The 18,222-nt window shown below is 71.6% G+C and carries 21 protein-coding genes; 8 read left to right on the top strand and 13 right to left on the bottom strand.

The features are described from left to right. The first annotated feature begins 99 nt into the window (after window positions 1-99). Window positions 100-492 carry a PASTA domain-containing protein gene (locus ACGH52_RS22350; protein ID WP_399941804.1) on the top strand — a complete coding sequence of 131 codons (393 nt, stop codon included), beginning with the start codon at window positions 100-102 and terminating at the stop codon, window positions 490-492. On the opposite strand, the gene ACGH52_RS22345 is transcribed toward ACGH52_RS22350, so the two are convergent. From ACGH52_RS22345 to ACGH52_RS22330, 4 genes are read right to left on the bottom strand one after another with little or no spacing between them, the layout of a single operon-like run. Then, window positions 479-1,174 (bottom strand): demethylmenaquinone methyltransferase, encoded by a 696-nt coding sequence (locus ACGH52_RS22345; RefSeq protein ID WP_030145363.1) that lies wholly within the window; start codon window positions 1,172-1,174, stop codon window positions 479-481. The genes ACGH52_RS22350 and ACGH52_RS22345 overlap by 14 nt on opposite strands. 43 nt (window positions 1,175-1,217) lie before the next feature. After that, window positions 1,218-2,315 (bottom strand): acyltransferase, encoded by a 1,098-nt coding sequence (locus ACGH52_RS22340; protein ID WP_399941800.1) that lies wholly within the window; start codon window positions 2,313-2,315, stop codon window positions 1,218-1,220. Next, a complete protein-coding gene (locus tag ACGH52_RS22335) occupies window positions 2,315-4,549 on the bottom strand; it encodes a bifunctional polysaccharide deacetylase/glycosyltransferase family 2 protein (protein ID WP_399941798.1) in 2,235 nt (744 codons plus the stop codon). The genes ACGH52_RS22340 and ACGH52_RS22335 overlap by 1 nt, the downstream gene beginning before the upstream one ends. Window positions 4,550-4,566: 17 nt before the next feature. Then, a complete protein-coding gene (locus tag ACGH52_RS22330) occupies window positions 4,567-5,010 on the bottom strand; it encodes a hypothetical protein (protein ID WP_399941795.1) in 444 nt (147 codons plus the stop codon). A gap of 202 nt (window positions 5,011-5,212) precedes the next feature. On the opposite strand from ACGH52_RS22330, the gene ACGH52_RS22325 reads away from it, so the two are divergent. Further along, entirely contained in the window at window positions 5,213-6,223 is a 1,011-nt protein-coding gene (locus tag ACGH52_RS22325; protein WP_399941792.1) for a chitinase, read from the top strand. A 32-nt stretch (window positions 6,224-6,255) separates the two neighbouring features. On the opposite strand, the gene ACGH52_RS22320 is transcribed toward ACGH52_RS22325, so the two are convergent. From ACGH52_RS22320 to ACGH52_RS22305, 4 genes are all read right to left on the bottom strand, one after another. Then, window positions 6,256-6,855 carry a hypothetical protein gene (locus ACGH52_RS22320; protein ID WP_399941789.1) on the bottom strand — a complete coding sequence of 200 codons (600 nt, stop codon included), beginning with the start codon at window positions 6,853-6,855 and terminating at the stop codon, window positions 6,256-6,258. A 33-nt stretch (window positions 6,856-6,888) separates the two neighbouring features. After that, a complete protein-coding gene (gene mqnC / locus ACGH52_RS22315) occupies window positions 6,889-8,088 on the bottom strand; it encodes a cyclic dehypoxanthinyl futalosine synthase (protein ID WP_059299928.1) in 1,200 nt (399 codons plus the stop codon). 78 nt (window positions 8,089-8,166) lie between these two features. After that, on the bottom strand, window positions 8,167-8,910 hold the full coding sequence (locus ACGH52_RS22310; RefSeq protein WP_399941786.1) for a prepilin peptidase: 744 nt from the start codon (window positions 8,908-8,910) through the stop codon (window positions 8,167-8,169). Next, window positions 8,907-11,915 (bottom strand): BTAD domain-containing putative transcriptional regulator, encoded by a 3,009-nt coding sequence (locus tag ACGH52_RS22305; RefSeq protein ID WP_399941784.1) that lies wholly within the window; start codon window positions 11,913-11,915, stop codon window positions 8,907-8,909. The genes ACGH52_RS22310 and ACGH52_RS22305 overlap by 4 nt, the downstream gene beginning before the upstream one ends. A gap of 304 nt (window positions 11,916-12,219) precedes the next feature. Here ACGH52_RS22305 and ACGH52_RS22300 point away from each other — a divergent pair, with 304 nt between their 5' ends. Both ACGH52_RS22300 and ACGH52_RS22295 read left to right on the top strand, forming a co-directional pair. Next, a complete protein-coding gene (locus ACGH52_RS22300; protein WP_399941781.1) occupies window positions 12,220-12,858 on the top strand; it encodes a hypothetical protein in 639 nt (212 codons plus the stop codon). Then, a complete protein-coding gene (locus ACGH52_RS22295) occupies window positions 12,855-13,964 on the top strand; it encodes a hypothetical protein (protein WP_076975760.1) in 1,110 nt (369 codons plus the stop codon). Before ACGH52_RS22300 ends, ACGH52_RS22295 begins: the two co-directional genes overlap by 4 nt. Here the strand turns inward: ACGH52_RS22295 and ACGH52_RS22290 are convergent. Together ACGH52_RS22290 and ACGH52_RS22285 are read right to left on the bottom strand one after the other, a co-directional pair. Continuing rightward, complete coding sequence (locus tag ACGH52_RS22290) at window positions 13,954-14,199, bottom strand: hypothetical protein (protein WP_238696755.1); 246 nt, start codon at window positions 14,197-14,199, stop codon at window positions 13,954-13,956. The two genes, ACGH52_RS22295 and ACGH52_RS22290, sit on opposite strands and share 11 nt — an antisense overlap. Window positions 14,200-14,234: 35 nt before the next feature. Beyond that, window positions 14,235-14,663 carry an ATP-binding protein gene (locus ACGH52_RS22285; protein ID WP_121702168.1) on the bottom strand — a complete coding sequence of 143 codons (429 nt, stop codon included), beginning with the start codon at window positions 14,661-14,663 and terminating at the stop codon, window positions 14,235-14,237. A 220-nt stretch (window positions 14,664-14,883) separates the two neighbouring features. Between ACGH52_RS22285 and ACGH52_RS22280 the strand changes: the two genes are divergently transcribed. The 4 genes from ACGH52_RS22280 to ACGH52_RS22265 all read left to right on the top strand — a co-directional run bounded on the left by ACGH52_RS22280 (window position 14,884) and on the right by ACGH52_RS22265 (window position 16,759). Continuing rightward, complete coding sequence (locus ACGH52_RS22280) at window positions 14,884-15,735, top strand: helix-turn-helix domain-containing protein (RefSeq protein WP_399941777.1); 852 nt, start codon at window positions 14,884-14,886, stop codon at window positions 15,733-15,735. 8 nt (window positions 15,736-15,743) lie between these two features. Beyond that, entirely contained in the window at window positions 15,744-15,935 is a 192-nt protein-coding gene (locus tag ACGH52_RS22275) for a DUF397 domain-containing protein (protein ID WP_059299920.1), read from the top strand. A 161-nt stretch (window positions 15,936-16,096) separates the two neighbouring features. After that, window positions 16,097-16,438 carry a hypothetical protein gene (locus ACGH52_RS22270; protein WP_121702171.1) on the top strand — a complete coding sequence of 114 codons (342 nt, stop codon included), beginning with the start codon at window positions 16,097-16,099 and terminating at the stop codon, window positions 16,436-16,438. A gap of 24 nt (window positions 16,439-16,462) precedes the next feature. Next, window positions 16,463-16,759, top strand: a complete 297-nt coding sequence (locus ACGH52_RS22265; RefSeq protein ID WP_059299918.1) for a hypothetical protein — start codon at window positions 16,463-16,465, stop codon at window positions 16,757-16,759. Window positions 16,760-16,806: 47 nt separating this feature from the next. Here ACGH52_RS22265 and ACGH52_RS22260 read toward each other — a convergent pair whose 3' ends face one another. The 3 genes from ACGH52_RS22260 to ACGH52_RS22250 are packed head-to-tail and all read right to left on the bottom strand — an operon-like array spanning window position 16,807 to window position 18,188. Continuing rightward, on the bottom strand, window positions 16,807-17,268 hold the full coding sequence (locus ACGH52_RS22260) for a TadE/TadG family type IV pilus assembly protein (protein ID WP_076975748.1): 462 nt from the start codon (window positions 17,266-17,268) through the stop codon (window positions 16,807-16,809). Next, entirely contained in the window at window positions 17,265-17,699 is a 435-nt protein-coding gene (locus ACGH52_RS22255; RefSeq protein WP_076975747.1) for a TadE/TadG family type IV pilus assembly protein, read from the bottom strand. The genes ACGH52_RS22260 and ACGH52_RS22255 overlap by 4 nt, the downstream gene beginning before the upstream one ends. After that, window positions 17,700-18,188: a TadE family protein gene (locus ACGH52_RS22250; protein WP_374103161.1), complete on the bottom strand. Its 489-nt coding sequence runs from the start codon at window positions 18,186-18,188 to the stop codon at window positions 17,700-17,702. Window positions 18,189-18,222 lie beyond the last annotated feature (34 nt).

The following is an 18,222-nucleotide window of genomic DNA, read 5'->3' as shown; positions in this document are numbered from 1 at the left end:
ACATGACGCAGGGTAATCGACTGTCACAGTAAGCCACTTGGCGCTTCCTGGCGGTGCGCGGCGGGGCTACTCTGCCGGGTACCGCTGGGGGTGACGTCCGTGCGCCTGGTACCCGAGAATCCCGAGACCCGTGGCGTCCGCGTGCCGCGCCTGGTCGGTCTCATGGCCGTGGACGCGTACGAGGCCGCCCGCGCGCGGGGCCTGTTCCTGACCGCGCCGGACCGGCCCGATCTCCGGTCCGCCGCCGTCGACCACGTCGTACGCCAGTACCCGCCGCCCGGTGCGCAGGTGCCGCGGGAGTCGGCGGTGTCCGTGTGGTTCGACTTCGGGGAGGGCGAGGGCGGCGGGGGCATCCGCGAGCCGCGCGTGCCGCGGCCCCCGCTCGGCGGGCTCCGCCGCGAGCTGGCGGAGCCGGGGAAACCGGGTGAACCGGGGAGTCCCGGTGAACCGGGGAAACCGCCGTCCTACTGCGCCGCGCTCAGCTCGCCTTGAACCCGCGGTGCAGCGTCACCACGCCGCCCGTCAGGTTGCGCCACGCCACCTTGGACCAGCCGGCCTTGCCCAGCCGCTCGGCGAGCGCCGGCTGGTCGGGCCAGGCCCGGATGGACTCGGCGAGGTAGACGTACGCGTCGGGGTTGGACGACACCGCGCGGGCGACCGGCGGCAGGGCGCGCATCAGGTACTCGGTGTAGACGGTGCGGAACGGCGCCCAGGTCGGGTGCGAGAACTCGCAGATGACGACCCGGCCGCCGGGCCGCGTCACCCGGTACATCTCGCGCAGCGCGGCGTCCGTGTCCTGCACGTTGCGCAGCCCGAAGGAGATGGTGACGGCGTCGAAGACGTCGTCCTTGAACGGCAGCCGCGTCGCGTCGCCCGCGGTGAACGGCAGCCAGGAGTGCCGTTCCTTGCCGACCTGGAGCATGCCCTGGGAGAAGTCGCAGGGGACGACGTAGGCGCCGGTGCGGGCGAAGGGCAGGGAGGAGGTCGCCGTGCCGGCCGCGAGGTCCAGGACCTTCTGCGCCGGGCGGGCGTCGACGGCTCTGGCGACCGCCTTGCGCCACGCCCGGTCCTGGCCGAGCGAGAGCACGGCGTTCGTCAGGTCGTACCGTTCCGCGACGTGGTCGAACATCGAGGCGACTTCGTGCGGCTGCTTGTTCAGGGAAGCGCGGGTCACGGGCCCATTGTTGCAGCACTTCCCCCGGTGGCCGCCGACAGGCTCACGGCAGCAGGCGCGGCCTCCGCCGCGCGGCGACGTCCTCCACCCACCCGAACAGCAGCACGAACACCGCGATCAGGACCCAGCCCACCGCCAGCAGGAACCACTGGCTGCCCAGCGGCAGATACGCCTCGAAGGCGGGCACCTCCCAGAACCGGTCGATCAGCGGCACGGCCAGGACCAGGGCCAGCTCGTGCCAGAGGTAGACCGTCACCGCGCGGGCGTTGAACACGCTCACCAGCCGGTCCAGCCGCCGCAGCCGGACCAGCCCCGGGAAGTCGCTCCCGAGCCGTGCCTTGGCGTACATCAGCAGCGTCACGAACCCGGCCGACCAGAGGGCCTGCGCGAACGGGATGTCGTCGAGGTCGTAGGTGCCGTACTCGGCCCGGTGCGCGAAGGCGTACCAGGCGCCGCAGGCGAGAGCGCCGAGCGACAGCGCGACGACGGCGACCGGCCTCGGGCGGGCCAGCACTCCGTCCCGGTGGGCGAAGCCGAGGACCCAGCAGAAGAGGTAGGTCGCCAGGTCGAGCAGTCCGGTGCCGAAGCGGTTCTCCGGCGGCTGCCAGAGGAACTGGAACGCCGCTATCGGCGCGAGGGACAGCAGCAGCACCGGCACGGGCGCGAGCCGGAAGACCCGCAGCAGCACCGGGGAGAGCAGGACGAACCACAGGTACGTCCTGAGGTACCAGAGGATCTCCCAGGCCTGCTCGCCCCACGCGCTGCCCGGCGGGTCGCCGAGCGGCACGACCCAGTAGACGATCTGCCACCCCGGCATCCAGCCGCGCGCCAGCATCGCGCCCACCACGAACAGGCCCCAGCACCAGAACGGCGGCAGCAGGCGGCGCAGCCTGCTCCGGAGCACCGCCGCGGCGGGCCGCTGGAGCGAACGGGCCATCAGGGTGCCGGCCAGCGCGAACATGACCCCCATGGAGGGGAAGACCAGCCCGGCCCAGGGCCAGCCGAAGGCGTGGTACGCGACGACCCGGACCAGGGCGAGGGCGCGCAGGGTGTCGAAGTAGCGGTCCCGGCCCCGGCCCCGTACCGGGGCCGGGACCGCCGCACGAGCGGCGCGCACGGCGCCCTTGCGGTGCGCGCCCATCAGCCACCGGTCCCCGCGGGCGTGCCGACCTCACCGGTCCGTTTCAGCTTCTGCCAGCGCAGCCGCCCGCCGGTCAGCGCGGTGACGCAGGAGTGGATGAGGACGAGGTACATCATCTGCCGGTACGCCAGCTGCTGGAGCGGCATCATCAGCAGGTACCGGTACTTCTCCCCGTCGAGCCGGAAGGCGTACGCCGCGCACACCAGCTGCACGGCCAGCACCGCGAGCCAGGCGAGGAGCGCCGCGCGGAAGTCGACGAAGACCATCGAGTAGACGGTGAACACGTCGATGAGCGGCGCGAAGACCGGCGTGACCACCTGGAAGAGCACCACCAGCGGCATCCCGACCCGCCCGAAGCGGCCCGAGGGCCCCTTGTCGGTCAGGGAGCGGCGGTGCTTCCACAGCGCCTGCATCGTGCCGTAGGACCAGCGGTAGCGCTGCGACCAGAGCTGGCCCAGCGACCCCGGCGCCTCCGTCCAGGCGCGGGCGTGCTCCTCGTAGACCACCCGCCATCCCGCGCGGTGCAGGGCGATGGTGATGTCGGTGTCCTCGGCGAGGGTGTCGTCGCTCATGCCGCCGACCTGGAGGACCGCCTCGCGCCGGAACGCGCCGATCGCGCCCGGGATGGTCGGCATGCAGCGCAGCAGGTCGTACATGCGCCGGTCGAGGTTGAAGCCCATCACGTACTCGATGTGCTGCCAGGCGCCGATGAGGGTGCGCCGGTTGCCGACCTTGGCGTTGCCCGCCACCGCGCCGACGGCGGGGTCGGCGAAGGGCTGCACCAAGTGCCGCACGGTGTCGGGCTCGAAGACGGTGTCGCCGTCCATCATCACGACGATGTCGTACCGGGCGTGCCGGACGCCGTTGTCGAGGGCGGCGGGCTTGCCCGCGTTGGCCTGCCGCACGACGCGGACGCCGGGCAGTCCCAGGGACTCGGCGATCTCGGCCGTGCCGTCCGTCGACCCGTCGTCCACGACGATGACCTCGATCGGGTGCGTACTGCGCGCCAGGGATCTCAGGGTCGCCTCGATGCACTCCTTCTCGTTGTACGCCGGGACGATCACGCTCACCGGCCCGGTGACGGGCGGACCCCAGCTGAAGCGGCGCCTGTTGCGCTGTCGGTGATGGCGGCGGGCGAGGACCAGCATCATCGCGAACCGGCCCATCACGGCCACGCCCACGACCACCAGCCCGGCCGACAGCGCCGGCACCGTCCACTCGGCGACCGCGACGGCCGCGATCAGCGCCTTGCCCTCGTAGAGGGTGGCGCCGGTGGCCTGGTGGTGGGCGGCCTGGAGGCCACCGCCGCTGCCGCCGGGGTCCTGTGGCCGCTGCTCATCCGTGGCGCCGCTGACGGTGGTGAAGGTGTAGCCCTTCGCCTTCATCTTCTCGATGTACTTCGGCAGCGCCTCGATCGTCTGCGACCGCTCGCCCCCGGCATCGTGGAAGAGGACGGACGCGCCCTCGCCGTCCTCCGGCGTCGCCCAGTCCACGATCTTCGAGACGCCGGGCCGCTTCCAGTCGTCGCTGTCCGTGTCGATGAAGACGCTGGTGTAGCCGTCCTCGCCGAGGCTCTCGTAGACGGGCCAGCTGTAGTTGTCGATGGCGTCCGTCTGGGAGGAGTACGGCGCCCGGAACAGCGTGGTCGTGATGCCGGCCGCGCCCGCCAGGGCGAGCTGGGTCTGCTCGATCTCGCGGGTGACGCGGGCCTGGCTCTGGTAGGAGAGGTCGATGTGGGTGAAGGTGTGGACGCCCACCTCGTTGCCCTGCTCGACCATGTCCCGCACGATCCCCGGATGGCGCGAGACCATCGAGCCGACCAGGAAGAACGTGCCGGGCACGTCGTACTTCTCCAGGATCTGAAGCACCTGCGGCGTCCAGGTGGGGTCGGGGCCGTCGTCGAAGGTCAGCACGATCGTCTTGTCCGGGACGGAGACGGTGGTGGCCCGGCCGCCGGGGAAGGACAGGATCGGCCCGCCGTCCAGTACGTCGTCGGGGACGTCGCTCGCCGAGGCGCCGGTGCGCACCCGCTGGTCGCCGCCGACCTCCGCGCGCAGATAGCCGTCGAGGAGCATCACGCAGGTCAGCGCGAGCAGGAGCAGCAGGGCGAGGAGGACGCGGGGGCGTTGCAGCGCGGCGGCCCGGCCCGCGGCCCGTTCCATGCGGGAGGGGGCGCGGCGGCGGCCCCGGGCGGGCTGGGTGCGCGGGGCGGGGGGTGTGCTGGGTGTGGTCATGAGGGTGGGGGGTCCGGTCAGTCGGTGCGGGCGGCGGTGGGGACGGCGGGAGCGGTGCTGGGGACCGCGCTGGGGGAAACGGAGGGCGCGGTGCCCGGCGGGGCGCCCGTGGGAGCGGCCCCGCCCTGCGGACGCGTGCCGCCGCCGGGACCTGCGCCGCCTTCCGGTCCTGCGCCGCCTTCCGGTCCGCCGCCGCCTTCCGGTCCGCCGCCACCGCCGCCGACGCCGAAGGGCAGCAGCGAGGACGGGTTGACCGAGATGCCGACGCCCATGAAGGCCAGGCCCAGGACGGCCGTGTAGCCGACGCACACGGCCCCGACCAGCAGGCCCAGCCGGCGCAGCAGCCGGGCCCGGCGTCCGGTGCTGTCGACGAACACGGGCCCCTCGGCGGAACCGTTGTCGCGTGTGCGGCGACGGCCGCGCGCGGCGGCTCGGGAGGCGGTGGCAGGCTCGGATTGCATTCCCCGGACGTTAGGGAGCCTTGCCTGTCGCGAACTGGCAGTTCCTTGAGAGATCCCGGTGAAAGGCGGCCGTTCCTGTCCGTTGCCTGGGAGATGACGGCGAACGGCGCCTTTTCCTCAGCGAAGGCCCAGGTAGGCGTGCCACCTTCACTGGTCCGACGACAACGACAACGACAACGGACCGGAACGGGAGAGTGCGCTCATGAGGGTTCACCGGAACGCGGCAGCCGGGTGCGCCCTGTTGCTCGCCCTGGCCGCCGCGGGCTGCGCGGGACAGGACGGCACCACCGACGCGGCCCCCGCCGCCCCGTCCGCACCGTCCGCGTCATCCACGCCGACCACCGCCTACGCCCCCTACGTCAGCGCCACCACCGCCTCCGCCACCGACACGGCGGGCTCCCCCACGACGTACAACCTGGCGTTCGTCATCTCGTCCGGCGACGGCTGCGTGCCGCGCTGGAACGGCGTCCAGGACATCGACGACGCCTCCGTCGCCTCCCGCGTCGAGAAGCTGACGGAGTCCGGCGCCGGTGTCCGCGTCTCCTTCGGCGGCGCGTCCGGCACGGAGCTGGCCGCGGCCTGCGACAGCGCCTCGGAGCTGGCGGCGGCCTACGGCGCGGCGCTGGACGCCGCCGGGTCCACGCGGGCGGACTTCGACATCGAGGGCGACGCGCTGACCGACGCCGACTCCGTCGCCCTGCGCTCGGAGGCGATCGCGCTGCTCCAGGAGGAACGCGGCGACCTGGAGGTCTCCTTCACCCTCCCGGTGATGCCCTCGGGCCTGGACACCGACGGCCTGGCGCTGCTGGCGTCGGCCAATGACGAGGGCGTACGCGTCTCCGTGGTCAACCTCATGACCATGAACTACGGCGAGTCGTACACCGACGACATGGGTGACTACGCCCTCGCCTCGGCGCGGGCCGCGCACACCCAGCTGAGGAAGGTCTTCGGCACCTCCGACGCGGACGCCTGGCAGGGCGTGGCGCTCACCTCGATGCTCGGCGTCAACGACGTCGCCGGTGAGACGTTCACGCTCGCGGACGCGGCCGAGGTCCGCGCCTTCGCCGAGGAGAAGGGCATCGCCTGGGTGTCGATGTGGGCGGCCTTCCGCGACCAGCAGTGTGGCGCGGACGCCTCGGCCACCGACGCGCTCACCACGTGCAGCGGTGTGGCGCAGGAGGAGGGGGCGTTCGGGACGGCGTTCGGCGCGTAGGCCCGTCGGACGAGCCCAGCGGGGCCGCGCGCTCAGCGCCCCCGGTACACCAGACGGCCGCCCACGACGGTGGCCACGCAGGTGGACGCGCCCTGACGCACGAGCCCGGCCCGGTCGGGTACGTCGAACACCGCGAACCGGGCGGGCTTGCCGGGAGCGAGTGCGGGAAGCAGCACCAGCGGCACCGGCGAGAAGGACGCGGGTCCGGGCAGGGTGGGCGGACGCGCCGCCACGGCGAGCCCCGCCCCGCGCACCGCGTCCAGGGCCGCGCGGCTCCGCAACTCCCCGGCGACGGCGACCGTTCCGTGCGCCAGCATGCGTTGGACCCCTCGGCGCGCGCTGGCGCCCCGCGCGGACGCGTCCGCGCCGAGGAGGGCGAGCGCGCGCTTCCCGAAGATCGGCTCGGTGCCGAGCCGGTCCGCTTCGCGCGGGTCGGGGTGGTAGGCCTGCTCCAGCAGTTCCGGGCCGTACGGGTTGAGCAGCCCGGGTGTCAGGATGCCGGGCCACCGGCGCACCCGCGCCCGCGGGTGGTCGGCGGCCAGCGCCTCGTACGGGCCGACGGCGGCGAGTTGCGCGCCGTCGACCACTACGGCCGTCTCGGGCGAGGCTTCACAGACGTGGATCGTCAGCACGGCGGTGTCAGTTCGCGGTGTCGGTCGGCGGCGTCAGTTGGACGCGAGGAGCTTCAGCTCGGGGTGCGCCGTGCCGCCCTCGATCGCCGTGGAGGAGATGTGGGAGACGACGCGCTCGTCGACCGGGTCGTTCGCCGGGTCGTCGTGCACGACGAGGTGCTCGTACGTCGTGGCCCGCTGCGCCGGGACGCGTCCCGCCTTGCGGATCAGGTCGATGATCTCCAGCCGGTTGGACCGGTGCTTGGCGCCGGCGGAGGAGACGACGTTCTCCTCCAGCATGATCGAGCCGAGGTCGTCCGCGCCGTAGTGCAGGGAGAGCTGGCCGACCTCCTTGCCGGTGGTCAGCCAGGAGCCCTGGATGTGGGCGACGTTGTCGAGGAAGACGCGGGCGATGGCGATCATCCGCAGGTACTCGAAGAGCGTGGCCTGGGTGCGGCCCTTCAGGTGGTTGTTCTCGGGCTGGTAGGTGTACGGGATGAAGGCGCGGAAGCCGCCGGTGCGGTCCTGCACGTCCCGGATCATGCGCAGGTGCTCGATGCGCTCGGCGTTGGTCTCGCCGGTGCCCATCAGCATGGTGGACGTCGACTCGACGCCCAGCCCGTGCGCGATCTCCATGATCTCCAGCCAGCGCTCGCCGGACTCCTTCAGCGGCGCGATGGCCTTGCGCGGCCGCTCGGGCAGCAGCTCCGCACCGGCACCGGCGAAGGAGTCGAGCCCGGCGGCGTGGATGCGCCGGATCGCCTCCTCGACCGACACCTTCGAGATCCGCGCCATGTGCTCGACCTCGCTCGCCCCCAGGCTGTGGATGACGAGCTGCGGGAACTCCTGCTTGATGGCGGCGAAGTGCTTCTCGTAGTACTCGACGCCGTAGTCCGGGTGGTGGCCGCCCTGGAACATGATCTGCGTGCCGCCCAGCTCGACCGTCTCCGCGCAGCGGCGCAGGATGTCGTCGAGCTCGCGGGTCCAGCCCTTCTTGGTGTCCTTGGGGGCCGCGTAGAAGGCGCAGAACTTGCACGCCGTGACGCACACGTTCGTGTAGTTGATGTTGCGCTCGATGATGTACGTGGCGATGTGCTCCGTACCCGCGTACCGGCGCCTGCGTACGGCGTCGGCGGCGGCGCCCAGCGCGTGCAGCGGGGCGTCGCGATAGAGGACGAGCGCCTCTTCGGGGGTGATCCGCCCACCGGCGGCGGCGCGGTCGAGGATGGGCTGAAGGTCGGCCTTCTCGGTCACCGGCGTCCCTTTCGCAAGGTTCGTAAGGGTTGTGGACGGACCTGCCCAGCGTACGCCAGGCGTTTTGCCCGCTCGTGCTCAGGCCGCGTAGGCCCCGGCCAGGACGCCGAGGAAGGCGCCCGCGATCAGGAACGGCCCGAAGGGGATGGCCGTCTTGCGGTTCGCGCGCCGGGCGACGAGGAGGGCGCCGCCGTAGAGCGCGCCGAGCAGGAACCCGGCGAAGGTGCCCAGCATCAGCGTGGGCCAGCCGTACCAGCCGAGGACGGCACCGGCCGTGAGGGCGAGCTTGACGTCGCCGAAGCCCATGCCGGACGGGTTGATGAGGAACAGCACGAGGTAACCGGCGCCCAGGGCGAGGGCGCCCAGCAGGGCGGTGGTCCACTCCCCCGCGTGCTCGGGCACGAGCGCGGTGAGGCCGAGCAGGACGAGCGCGGCCCCGGCGAGCGGCAGGGTGAGCGGGTCGGGCAGCCGCCGTACCTTCAGGTCGACGACGGCCAGCAGCACGCCGACCGGGGCGAGCAGCAGCCAGACGGCGACCTCGGGCCGGGTCCCGGTGGCGGCGGCGAGGGCGGCGCAGACGAGGGCGGTGGCGACGGCGAGGGAGGCGGTGCGGGGGCCGTAGGACGCCTGATCGGCCGGGCACTGCCCGCACCGGGCCCGGCCGAGCCAGCCCCGGACGGGGTGCCCTTGCGGGCACCGCTCGCGCCACGCCTCCCCGGACGGGGCGGAGAACCGGTGGGCCGCGCGGGGCAGCAGCGCGCCCGTCGCCGCACCCCACAGCGCGGCGACGAGGACGACCAGGAGGTCGAGGTCGGTGCTCATCCGGCGGCGGAGACGCCCTCGCGCCAGGTCGGCAGCAACTCGTCGAGCAGCGCCTCGGTGCGGGGCGGCAGTCCGCGCGCGCCGCTGCGGTCGACGAGGTCGGCGGCGAGGGAGCGCAGCCGGTCGGGGTCGCCGGTGGTGTGCGTGGCGCGCAGCAGCTCGTGCCACAGGCGCTCGTCGGCGGGGGCGGTGCGCAGCGCCGCGTTGAGCGCCTCGATGGCCTTCTCCGCGCGGTTCTTCTCCAGGTGGAACTCGGAGAGCGCCAGCCCGGTGTCGGCGACGAGCAGGGGGAGCTGGGCGTCGATGATCTCGTGGGTGAGCCAGCGGTAGCGACCCTCGGGCCGGTCGGCGAGCAGCGGCCCGCGCACCAGCACCAGCGCGTCGGTGAGCAGCCGCCCGCGCACCTGGCGGCTGCCGACGCCCCGGCCCTGGGTCGCCTCGTAGTAGAGGGAGCGCAGGACGTCCAGGTCGGAGACGACGGACTTGGCGAGGGTGAGCCGTCCGGTGGCGTCGGTGGCGAGCCGCGGCGTGCCGTCGGGGTCGGTGCCCAGCCAGGTCCGCAGCCGCTCCAGCAGCGCGTCGCGCACGTCGGCCGTCACGCCGCGCGGCCACAGCGCGGAGGACAGCACGCGCGGGTGGACGCCCTCGCGGTGCAGCAGGAGCAGCGCCAGCGCCTCGTGCAGCAGGGCGCTGCGCTCTCCGTCGGGCGCGTCCAGGCCGATGATCTCGTACGATCCGACAAGCCGGGCGTACACGGCGGGCCGGCCCTGCTCGCTGATGTCGACGAGGAACGGCGGGGCGTTGGCCGGGCGGCCGGGACCGCCCTCGGGGTCGGAGCCGGGGTCGGCGTCGGTGAACAGCTCGACGACGGCGCGCCGCTGGGCGGCGGGCAGCATCTGGGCGTCCAGTTCGAGCCCGAGCAGCGGTGCGAGCAGCCGGCCCTCGCCGGTGATCTCCATCTCCCAGGCGGCGCCGGGCAGGTCGGTGCCGCCGGTGCCGACGAGGTAGCCGATGCCGAGGCGACCGGCGTCGGCGGCCAGTTCGGCCAGCCGCAGGGCGTCGTCGTCGGAGGGCTGGGCGGCGAGCAGGACGAGGTGCGGGGCCCAGCGGGTGTGCTGGGCGGGCCCGGTGCGGCCGGTGAGTACGGAGTCGTGCCCGGCGGCGCCGAGCGCGCCGCGCCGCTGCCGGGTCTCGGCCGACATGGTCTCGAAGAGGTCCTCGAACCCGTCGAGGTGCCGGATCCGGTTGGGCGCGAGGGGCGTGAGGTCGTCCCCGAACCCGACCAGGGTGATGGTCATGCGGTCCGACCAGCCGTTGGTGGCCAGTTCGGCGGCGACCGACGCGAACACGGCGGCCCGGTCGGCCTCGGTGCCGCCGAGCGAGACGATGCCGGGCACGGCCTCCAGGTTGAGCAGCAGCCGGGAGTCGTCCATGGTGCCGAGGCTGACGAGGCCGGGGTAGGGCGCGGCGGTCTCCGCGTCCTCGTACCGCTCGGCGTCGGCGCGGGCGAGCATCCAGAAGGTCTGGTCCTGCCCCTGCTGCCAGGGCGTGGGCGGCTTCCCGGCGGGCTGGGCGAGCTGGAGGTGCAGGTCGCCGTTGCCGCTCATCCAGGCCGCGTAGACGACGGGCAGCGGGCGGGACTCGGCGGCGAGCGAGGCGGCCAGCCCACGCAGCGACCGGTCGAGCAGGCGTACGCCCTCGGGGTCGGCGCCGACGAGCAGCGCGTCCTGCGCGTCCTGGGCGTCACCGGTCGGCGTGGGCGGCTCCATGCCGCGCCGCCCGCCGACCGCGCCGAGCGCCGACTGCCACATCGCCTGCCGGCGCCGGCGACCGAGGGCGCCGAGGAGACCGGCGGCGAGGAGCGGTGCGGTGAGGAGCGCCTCGGGCAGCCCGAAGGAGTGGCCGTCCTGCGCGGCGGCGGGGGTGGCGTGTTCCCGGTCCGCGTGAGGGGCGGGGGTGACGGGCGTGACCGGGTTCGCGGGCGTGGGCGCGGGCCGCTGCTCGGGCAGCGAGACCTGGGCGTCGCCGGAGCCGCTGCCACCGCCACTGCCCTGGGCGTGATCGCCGCTCTTGGCGTAGTCGCTGATTTGCTGCTGCACCTGCTCGGAGACGTTCGGCGCCTCGTCGGGCATCTCGACCAGCTCGCCGCCGCGGGCGTCGCCGGGCATCTCCATGATCCAGCCGGGCCGGATGAGGCTGGCCTCGGACAACCGGGAGCCGTCGGGCTGCACCCGGTCCTTGTTGAGCTCGAAGATCTCCTTGTACCGCCGCCCGTCGCCGAGGTGCCGTTCGGCCACCTCCCAGAGGGAGTCGTGGTGGCGCCCCTCGGGCGGCTGGATCCGGTAGTACTTCGTGTCGCCGTGCGCGGCGGAGGACCCGCCGTCGGCCCGGGCGGCGGCCTGTCCCGCCTGCCCCGCCTGCTCGGCGAGGGCGCCCGCGGTGGCGGCGGCCTGCTCCTGCTGCTGGGCGAAGATTCCCGGCGTCTGCTGGGCGGCGGCGACGGAGGGCTTCTGGTTCCCCTCCAGGCTCTGCCCCAGCTGCGACAGCCCCGGCGTGAGGCTCGCCGCGGTGGCGCCGACGAGGAGCAGGGCGGCGACGAGCTGCCGGGCCAGCAGCTGACTGGGCCCGGACCCGGGCACCCGCCCCGGCACCCCGACGCCGGACAGCGCGGCCTTGACCTCGACGAGCACACAGGCGGTGAACTGCGCCCAGGCGAACCAGACGATGACGGTGAGGATGTGCAGGAAGGTCTGCACGGTGATCTCACGCTGCAGCCAGTCGAGGCTCGGCGCGCCGTCGGGCAACGGCCAGCCGATCTGGGTGGCCAGCGCGAGGGGCACCCCGACGACCAGCACGAGCAGCACCAGGAAGGCGAGGAACGCCTTGACGAAGTCCCCGAACGACCGCCGCCGCACCCGCACGGGCTGAGGCGTGCGGTTTCTCGGTGCGGAGGGTGCCGAGGGAGCCGTCGAGCTTGAGGAGCTTGATGTGCGGCGTCGCGGCATGGGCGGAGTCCTGGGTCGTGGTCGTGGGCGGCGAGGGCCGCGGGGGCGCTTGGTATCAGGGGTGTGCTGAGCCTACCGAGATCTTATGGACTCCCACCGACAGCGGCGAAGGTGCGAGGGAGGCCCACCTCACAACTCCCGCCCGCTTCATTCCCTTTGCCCGTCTCTGCGAGGACCCCCTTCACACCCCGCACACAATCCCCGAAAACCGGCCAGAGGCCGTGCACGCCCCCCTGGTAGCTTCGTTCCCTGTCGCACACGTCGTATCCCGGGGGGAACACCAGTGGCCCGCAGCGCCCTCACCATGACCGCCGCCACCTTCGCCGCGACGGCGGCCCTGCTCCTGACCGCCTGCGGCGGCGAGGATTCCGCGCCGGACGACATCAAGGGGGCGGAGACGGAAGCGAGCAGCTCTTCTCCGTCGGCCTCGGCGTCGGGCGCAGCCGACGTGAAGCGTCCGGACGTGAGCCTGCCCGCCGACCTGAAGCTGGTGTTCGACTTCGAGAAGCCGTCGGATAAGGATCAGGCCGCGGCGCTGGAGGATGCCGCGAACTACATCCGAGCCCTGGACCACGGCATCGCGCAGCAGGATCCGAACGACCCGGCGTACCAGTTCTATTCGACAGGCGGCGCCAAGAAGTACGCCAAGTCCCAGATCGAGGCGTGGGTCAAGGACGGCTGGACGGTCACCGGGAACGACCGGTACTTCAAGGCCGACATCGATCCCGTGGGTGAGGGCAAGTCGGTGCTCGTCAGCTTCTGCCGCAACCAGGCGAAGTTCTACAGCAAGAAGGTCGAGACCGGGAAGGTCAACTACACCGACGAGAACCTGGACAGCTACCAGAAGTTCAGCCTGTTGATGAGCCCGTCCGAGGCCTCGTCGGGGGTGTGGCAGGCAAGGCAGATCGAGGTGCAGGGCCGAGTGAAGGAGTGCAAGGGATGACAGTGCGTCGTCGCACCCTTTACTGGTCTTCCGCAGCTCTGTCGATCGCCATGATCGGGGGCCTGGCTCCGGCAGCCCACGCCAACGGCACCCCGGGCAACACCACGACCCCTCCAGCCGACGAGAGCCCCAAGGGCGACGCGAACGGCCGCACCCTACTGTCGTCGGTCTCCCAGTCCAGGATTCAGCTGACCTACCCCGACGGCCGGACCGGCAGCGGGTCCATGGAGGACCTGACCTCCGTCGACCCCAACTGGGAGCCGCCCGTCTGCTGGTACGAGCCGGTCTTCACTCCCGAGCAGCTCAAGTCCGCGGTCGCGGACCTGAAGAAGAACGGCGGCCTGGGCGCCGTGAACGCCCATGAGTTCTGGACCTCGGGCATCTTCGTGGATCACTACGAGGAGGGCGAGGAGCAGGACAACTTCGACATCAACTCGTCGAAGAACACCATGGCCAAGGGCTACAAGGACTACAACCTGGGCAAGGACGGGATGTTCTGGCGCAGCGTGGTCCGCAAGGGGCACGAGCAGGACACCGAGGCCTGGGACTGCGGCCGCGTCATGTTCTGGCAGGACGCCGGCACGATCCCGGACGACCCGCACGCCCCCACCCCGGAGACGCTCGCGGCCTATGCGTACGACCAGATCGACGTACCGAAGACCGAGGTCGAGCTGAAGCCCCAGACGAAGTCCACGGTGAACCTCCCCACCTGGGTCTGGCTGGACAAGGGCACCTTCAAGGAGGTCAAGGTCCGGGCCGAGCTGCCCAACACGGGGTTGTGGGCGGAGACGACCGCGAAGCCCGTCGCCCTCCACCTGGAGCCCGGCACGGCAGACGCCGAGACCTTCCCCGCCTCCGGCGACTGCGAGATCAACGCCGACGGCTCCATCGGTACGCCGTACACGAAGGGCAAGGCCGACCAGACCCCGCCCTGCGGCATCCGCTACCTCCGCGCGTCGAACGGCGAGCCGTACCAGCTGAACGCCTCGATCACGTGGGAGATCTCCTGGGAGGGCACCGGCGGCGCCCAGGGCGACCTGCCGGACGGCACCTTCGAGACGACCCAGGACATGGAAGTCCAAGAGATCCAGTCCATCAACCGCTGAACAGATCCTCGGCCCGCTCGGCGGTCAGCGCACGCCGCGCCCAGACTTCTAGCTGGTCGAGGTCCCAGCAGTCGAGCACGCGCTCTCGCAGAGCGAAGCACACCGGGATGTCCCGCCATTCCAGAATGCGAAGCGTCATCAGGGCACGCTCTTCGATCCGGCCCTCTACCCGGCCTTCCTCGCGTACCTGCAGAGCCACTGGGTTGTCGAAAAAGTATCGGATCTTCCTAGGCACGCGTCCCACCTCTCCCGTACGGCCTGATCGACCCGCTACGCCGCGCCAAGGTCACACCACACGTACTTGCCCCGGTTCCCGCCGCGGGCCAACGGCTGCCACCCCCACAGGTCCGCACACGCCCGCACGAGCGCGAGGCCGCGCCCCTCCTCCGCCTCCGTGAGCGCGTCCAGATTCCCGGGCGGCTCCGGCGGCCCCGGGTCGGCGTCCCACGCCCCGACCCGCAGCACGCCGGCCGCCCACCGCACTCGAAGCGCGGCGGGGCCCTTCGTGTGCCGTACGGCGTTGGAGACCAGCTCGGTCGCGAGCAACTCGGCGGTGTCCACGAGGCGGATGAGGCCGTGCATGGTGAGGATGAGGCGGAGAGTGCGGCGGCAGATGGTCACCGCGCGCGGGTCGTTGGGGATGTAAAGGGTGTACTCCCAGGGGGCAGTCGGGTCGACGACGGGATCGATTTCAGGCATGGGCGAACTCCGTTCGGTGGAGGAGGGAGAGGAGGGGCCGGTGGCGGTGCCGCAGCCGTCCCGACGGGCCAGAGCGGTGCACTTCCGAACCACACTCCACAGCGTGCTCGGCGCGCCACTGAATGTAGGGCACTAATTTCTGCCCGTGCAACCTGCTCGCGTAGTCTGCCACCCGAACGAGGCATTACCTCAAGGTCTTGAGAGGAACAGGAGGACGCGCATGGCGCCGAGGAGCCACCCCACCGCGCGGCAAGCGCGCCTGGGAGCGGAGCTGCGCAAACTGCGCGAGTCCGCAGGCTTGAAAGCCCGCGACGCGGCGGCGCTCCTCAACACGACGTCAGGGCAGATGAGTCACATCGAGGCCGGTATCGCCGCGGTCAGCGCGGAACGCATCCGCACTCTTGCAGCGCACTACTCCTGCACAGACGACGCCTTGATCGACGCGCTTGTCGCCATGGCGGGCGATCGGAGACGTGGCTGGTGGGACGAGTACCGCGAGCGCCTCTCCCCGGTGCACCTGGATGTCGCCGAGGCTGAGCACCACGCCACCTACCTTCGGGAAATCGTCACCACCTACGTCCCTGGGCTACTTCAGACCTCGGACTACGCCCGAGCGGTGTTCCAGTACATGAACCCCGAACTCTCCGATCGGGAATTGGACCTTCGGGTGGAACACCGGCTGGGACGACGGGCTGTCATCGAAGGCGACGAGCCCACGCCGTACACGACGATCGTTCACGAGATGGCGCTGCGCATCCGCGTGGCCGACCGCCGGGTCGCCCGTGCACAGCTCCAACAGATCCTGGACGCGGTCGAGGAGGGACGCGTCGGAGTGCGCATCATCCCGACCGACCAGGACGGCTTCGCCGGGGCCGGCGCTTCGATGCTGTACCTGGGAGGCACGGTTTCCCAGTTGGACACGGGACTTCGGGACGCTCCGACGGGCGTCGTGTTCCTTGACGCGGAACCCCAGCTGATGCGGCTCCGAACGCTGCTCAGCAGGGTGGAAGAAGCATCGCTGGACCCTCAGGCGTCGCGGAACGTCATCCACCACATGGTCAGAGAACTGTGAGGAGAACCATGACCGAGCCGCAGAACTGGCGCAAGTCCTCCTTCTCGGGTGGCGGAGAAGGCGACACCTGCGTCGAGATTGCCGTCCTCCCCGACCGCATAGCCATACGCGACTCAAAGGACCCGTCCCAAGGCACACTTACCGTTCCGTCCCGCTCATTCACCGCCCTGATCCAGAGCTTCAAAACGGCCACGGTCTGACCGGGCGTGCCAAGCGAGGGCATCGCACGTGCTCGTATCCTTCGTATGGTGCTGACGCACACATGACTCCCCCGTCCCTGGCACCAGGGCGTTCCACGACATCTTCGACGCAGTGACCGGCACGTTCCGTTTCGTCTGACCCGCAGAAGGGACTTCGGGCCATGGGCAAGAGCGATCTCGCGATCCCGTTGACCGAGTTGGAGGACTACGGTCGCCAGCTGCGGTCGCTCAAGACGCGGCTGAACCACACGAAGAAGCTCTTCGAGTCCTACAAGGACGACATCGGCGACGGCAGCGTCAACGACGCGCTCGGCGATTTCGAGTCCAACTGGGAGGACGGCCGCGAGGACATCACCCAGCAGCTCGACGCCCTCGCCAGCATGTCGGACGCCGTGGTCCGCGAGTTCAAGAAGCTCGACGACGATCTCACCAAGAAGGTCAACGACGCCGTGAAGACGGAGGACAAGCGGAAGGGAAGCAAGGGTGGCGGTGGGGAGAAGTAGCGCCGTCGGAGGCCGGTCCTGGCGATGGTGTTCTCTCTGCGGCTGACCTTCGTGCGGAGTGTCTCCTCCTCCGCGTTTCTGTTCCGAGGAGAGGTCGACGACGAAGTCGTGCTGCATTTCCTGTTGGACCGAGAGGCGGGTTCAGTCCGTCCGGCCGACGAGGAGGGTCGCCCCGTCGGAGTGCGCTGGCTGGATCTCGAAGACGGGACGTTCCATTCGGTGAACGCTGACGAGGATTTCGTTCTGCTGGCCTCACACCTGGCCGCGCACTGGCGCAAGCCGGGGAGCCCTCGGCGGGAGATCCGCAAGTACTTCGGCTGAGCAACCGCAGGGACGCAAGTGGCCCGACGCCTGTCGGGGGCGTCCGCTCAGCCCACCTCGTTCTCCGCCACCGCCTCGCCGTGGACCACCACGTCGCCGCCGTAGAACATGCCGGTGAAGACCGGGGAGTAGGTGAGCTGGACCTCGACCTGGACCTGGGCCGCGTCGGCCGTGACGCAGTGGGTCGCGGCGATGTCCGTGCCGGTCATGTCCATCTCGGCGGCGAAGGCCTTGACGCGGGCGTTGCAGTTCTCGTAGTTGATGGGGGCGGGGCCGCCGACGTCGTCGTAGAGGGCCTCGCGGTCGATGTCCTGGGCGGCGTAGCGGGCGGCCTGCTCCGCGATGTCCGCGGCGCGTTCGCGCTTGGAGATGGACATGCCGCCGTCGATGACGAAGGCCGACAGGGAGAGGAAGACCAGCGCGAAGATGATGACCGCGCCGGCGCCCGAGCCGCGGTCGTCCAGCCGGGTGCGCCGGTCCGCGAGCCAGTCGCGTACCTGGGATCTCACGCCGTCCTCCGGTACGGGTCCAGCGGGGAGCTGAAGGTCGCCGACAGGGTGGTGGGGATGTTCAGGCCGATCGAGGCCAGGCCGCGTACCTCGCAGCTCACCTCGACCGTGAAGAGGGTGTCCGGTTCGAAGCCGGGGCTCTTCTGGACGACCGAGACCGGGCCGGAGCAGACGCTCGCGAGGTTGGCCTCGGCGGCCCTCTTCGCCTCCGCGATCGCCGTACCGTGGTCCTTCTGGATCGAGCCCGCGCGGGCCGCGTCCCTGGCGGCGCCGTCGAGGGCGCCGCGGCCGTCGACCAGTTGGCCGAAGGCCACCAGGACGAGGATGAAGAGGATCATCACCGGGGCCAGGATGACCACCTCGATGGTGGACAGGCCCCGGTCGGCGTCGTCGCGACGCGGGCGGCCGTCCATGGGCCGGAAGGGGTTCATCTAGTTGCCCCCCTCCTGCACGAAGCGCTCGACCGGGCCCATCGACTCCGCGTGCACCGTCAGGTCCAGGCCCGGGAAGACCGTGGGGATGCGGGCCGTGATCTCCACTCCGACCGTGTTCTGCTCCGGCTGGAGCATCTTCACGTCGGGGGACAGGACCAGTTGCGGGCCGAGTTGGCGGATGTAGCTGTCGACCACGTCCTGGGCCTCGCCCCGCCACGCGCCGGGCTGGGCGTCGGCCGTCGCGCGGGCCTTGCGCGCGCCCGCCTGGGCCGCGGCCTGCGCCACGTGGTCGGCGAAGAAGTACAGACCGAACTGCACCGTCGCGAAGATCATGAAGAACAGGACCGGTGTGAGCAGCACGAACTCGATCGCGGTCATGCCGGAGTCGTCGCCGCGGGTGGTCGCGGCCTCCCGCGCCACCTCCACCCTGCGGCGCACCCGTCTGCGCACGCCCCCGAACGCGCTCCCGAGCGCGCCCCTGAGCACGCCGCGCACGGCGCCCGGCGTCCCCGTCCCCGTC

It is taken from the genome of Streptomyces sp. BBFR25, assembly GCF_044590125.1.
Lineage (GTDB): Bacteria > Actinomycetota > Actinomycetes > Streptomycetales > Streptomycetaceae > Streptomyces > Streptomyces canus_D.
The sequence above is the reverse complement of the archived record's forward strand: the minus strand, read 5'-3'. Positions and strand labels throughout refer to the sequence as shown.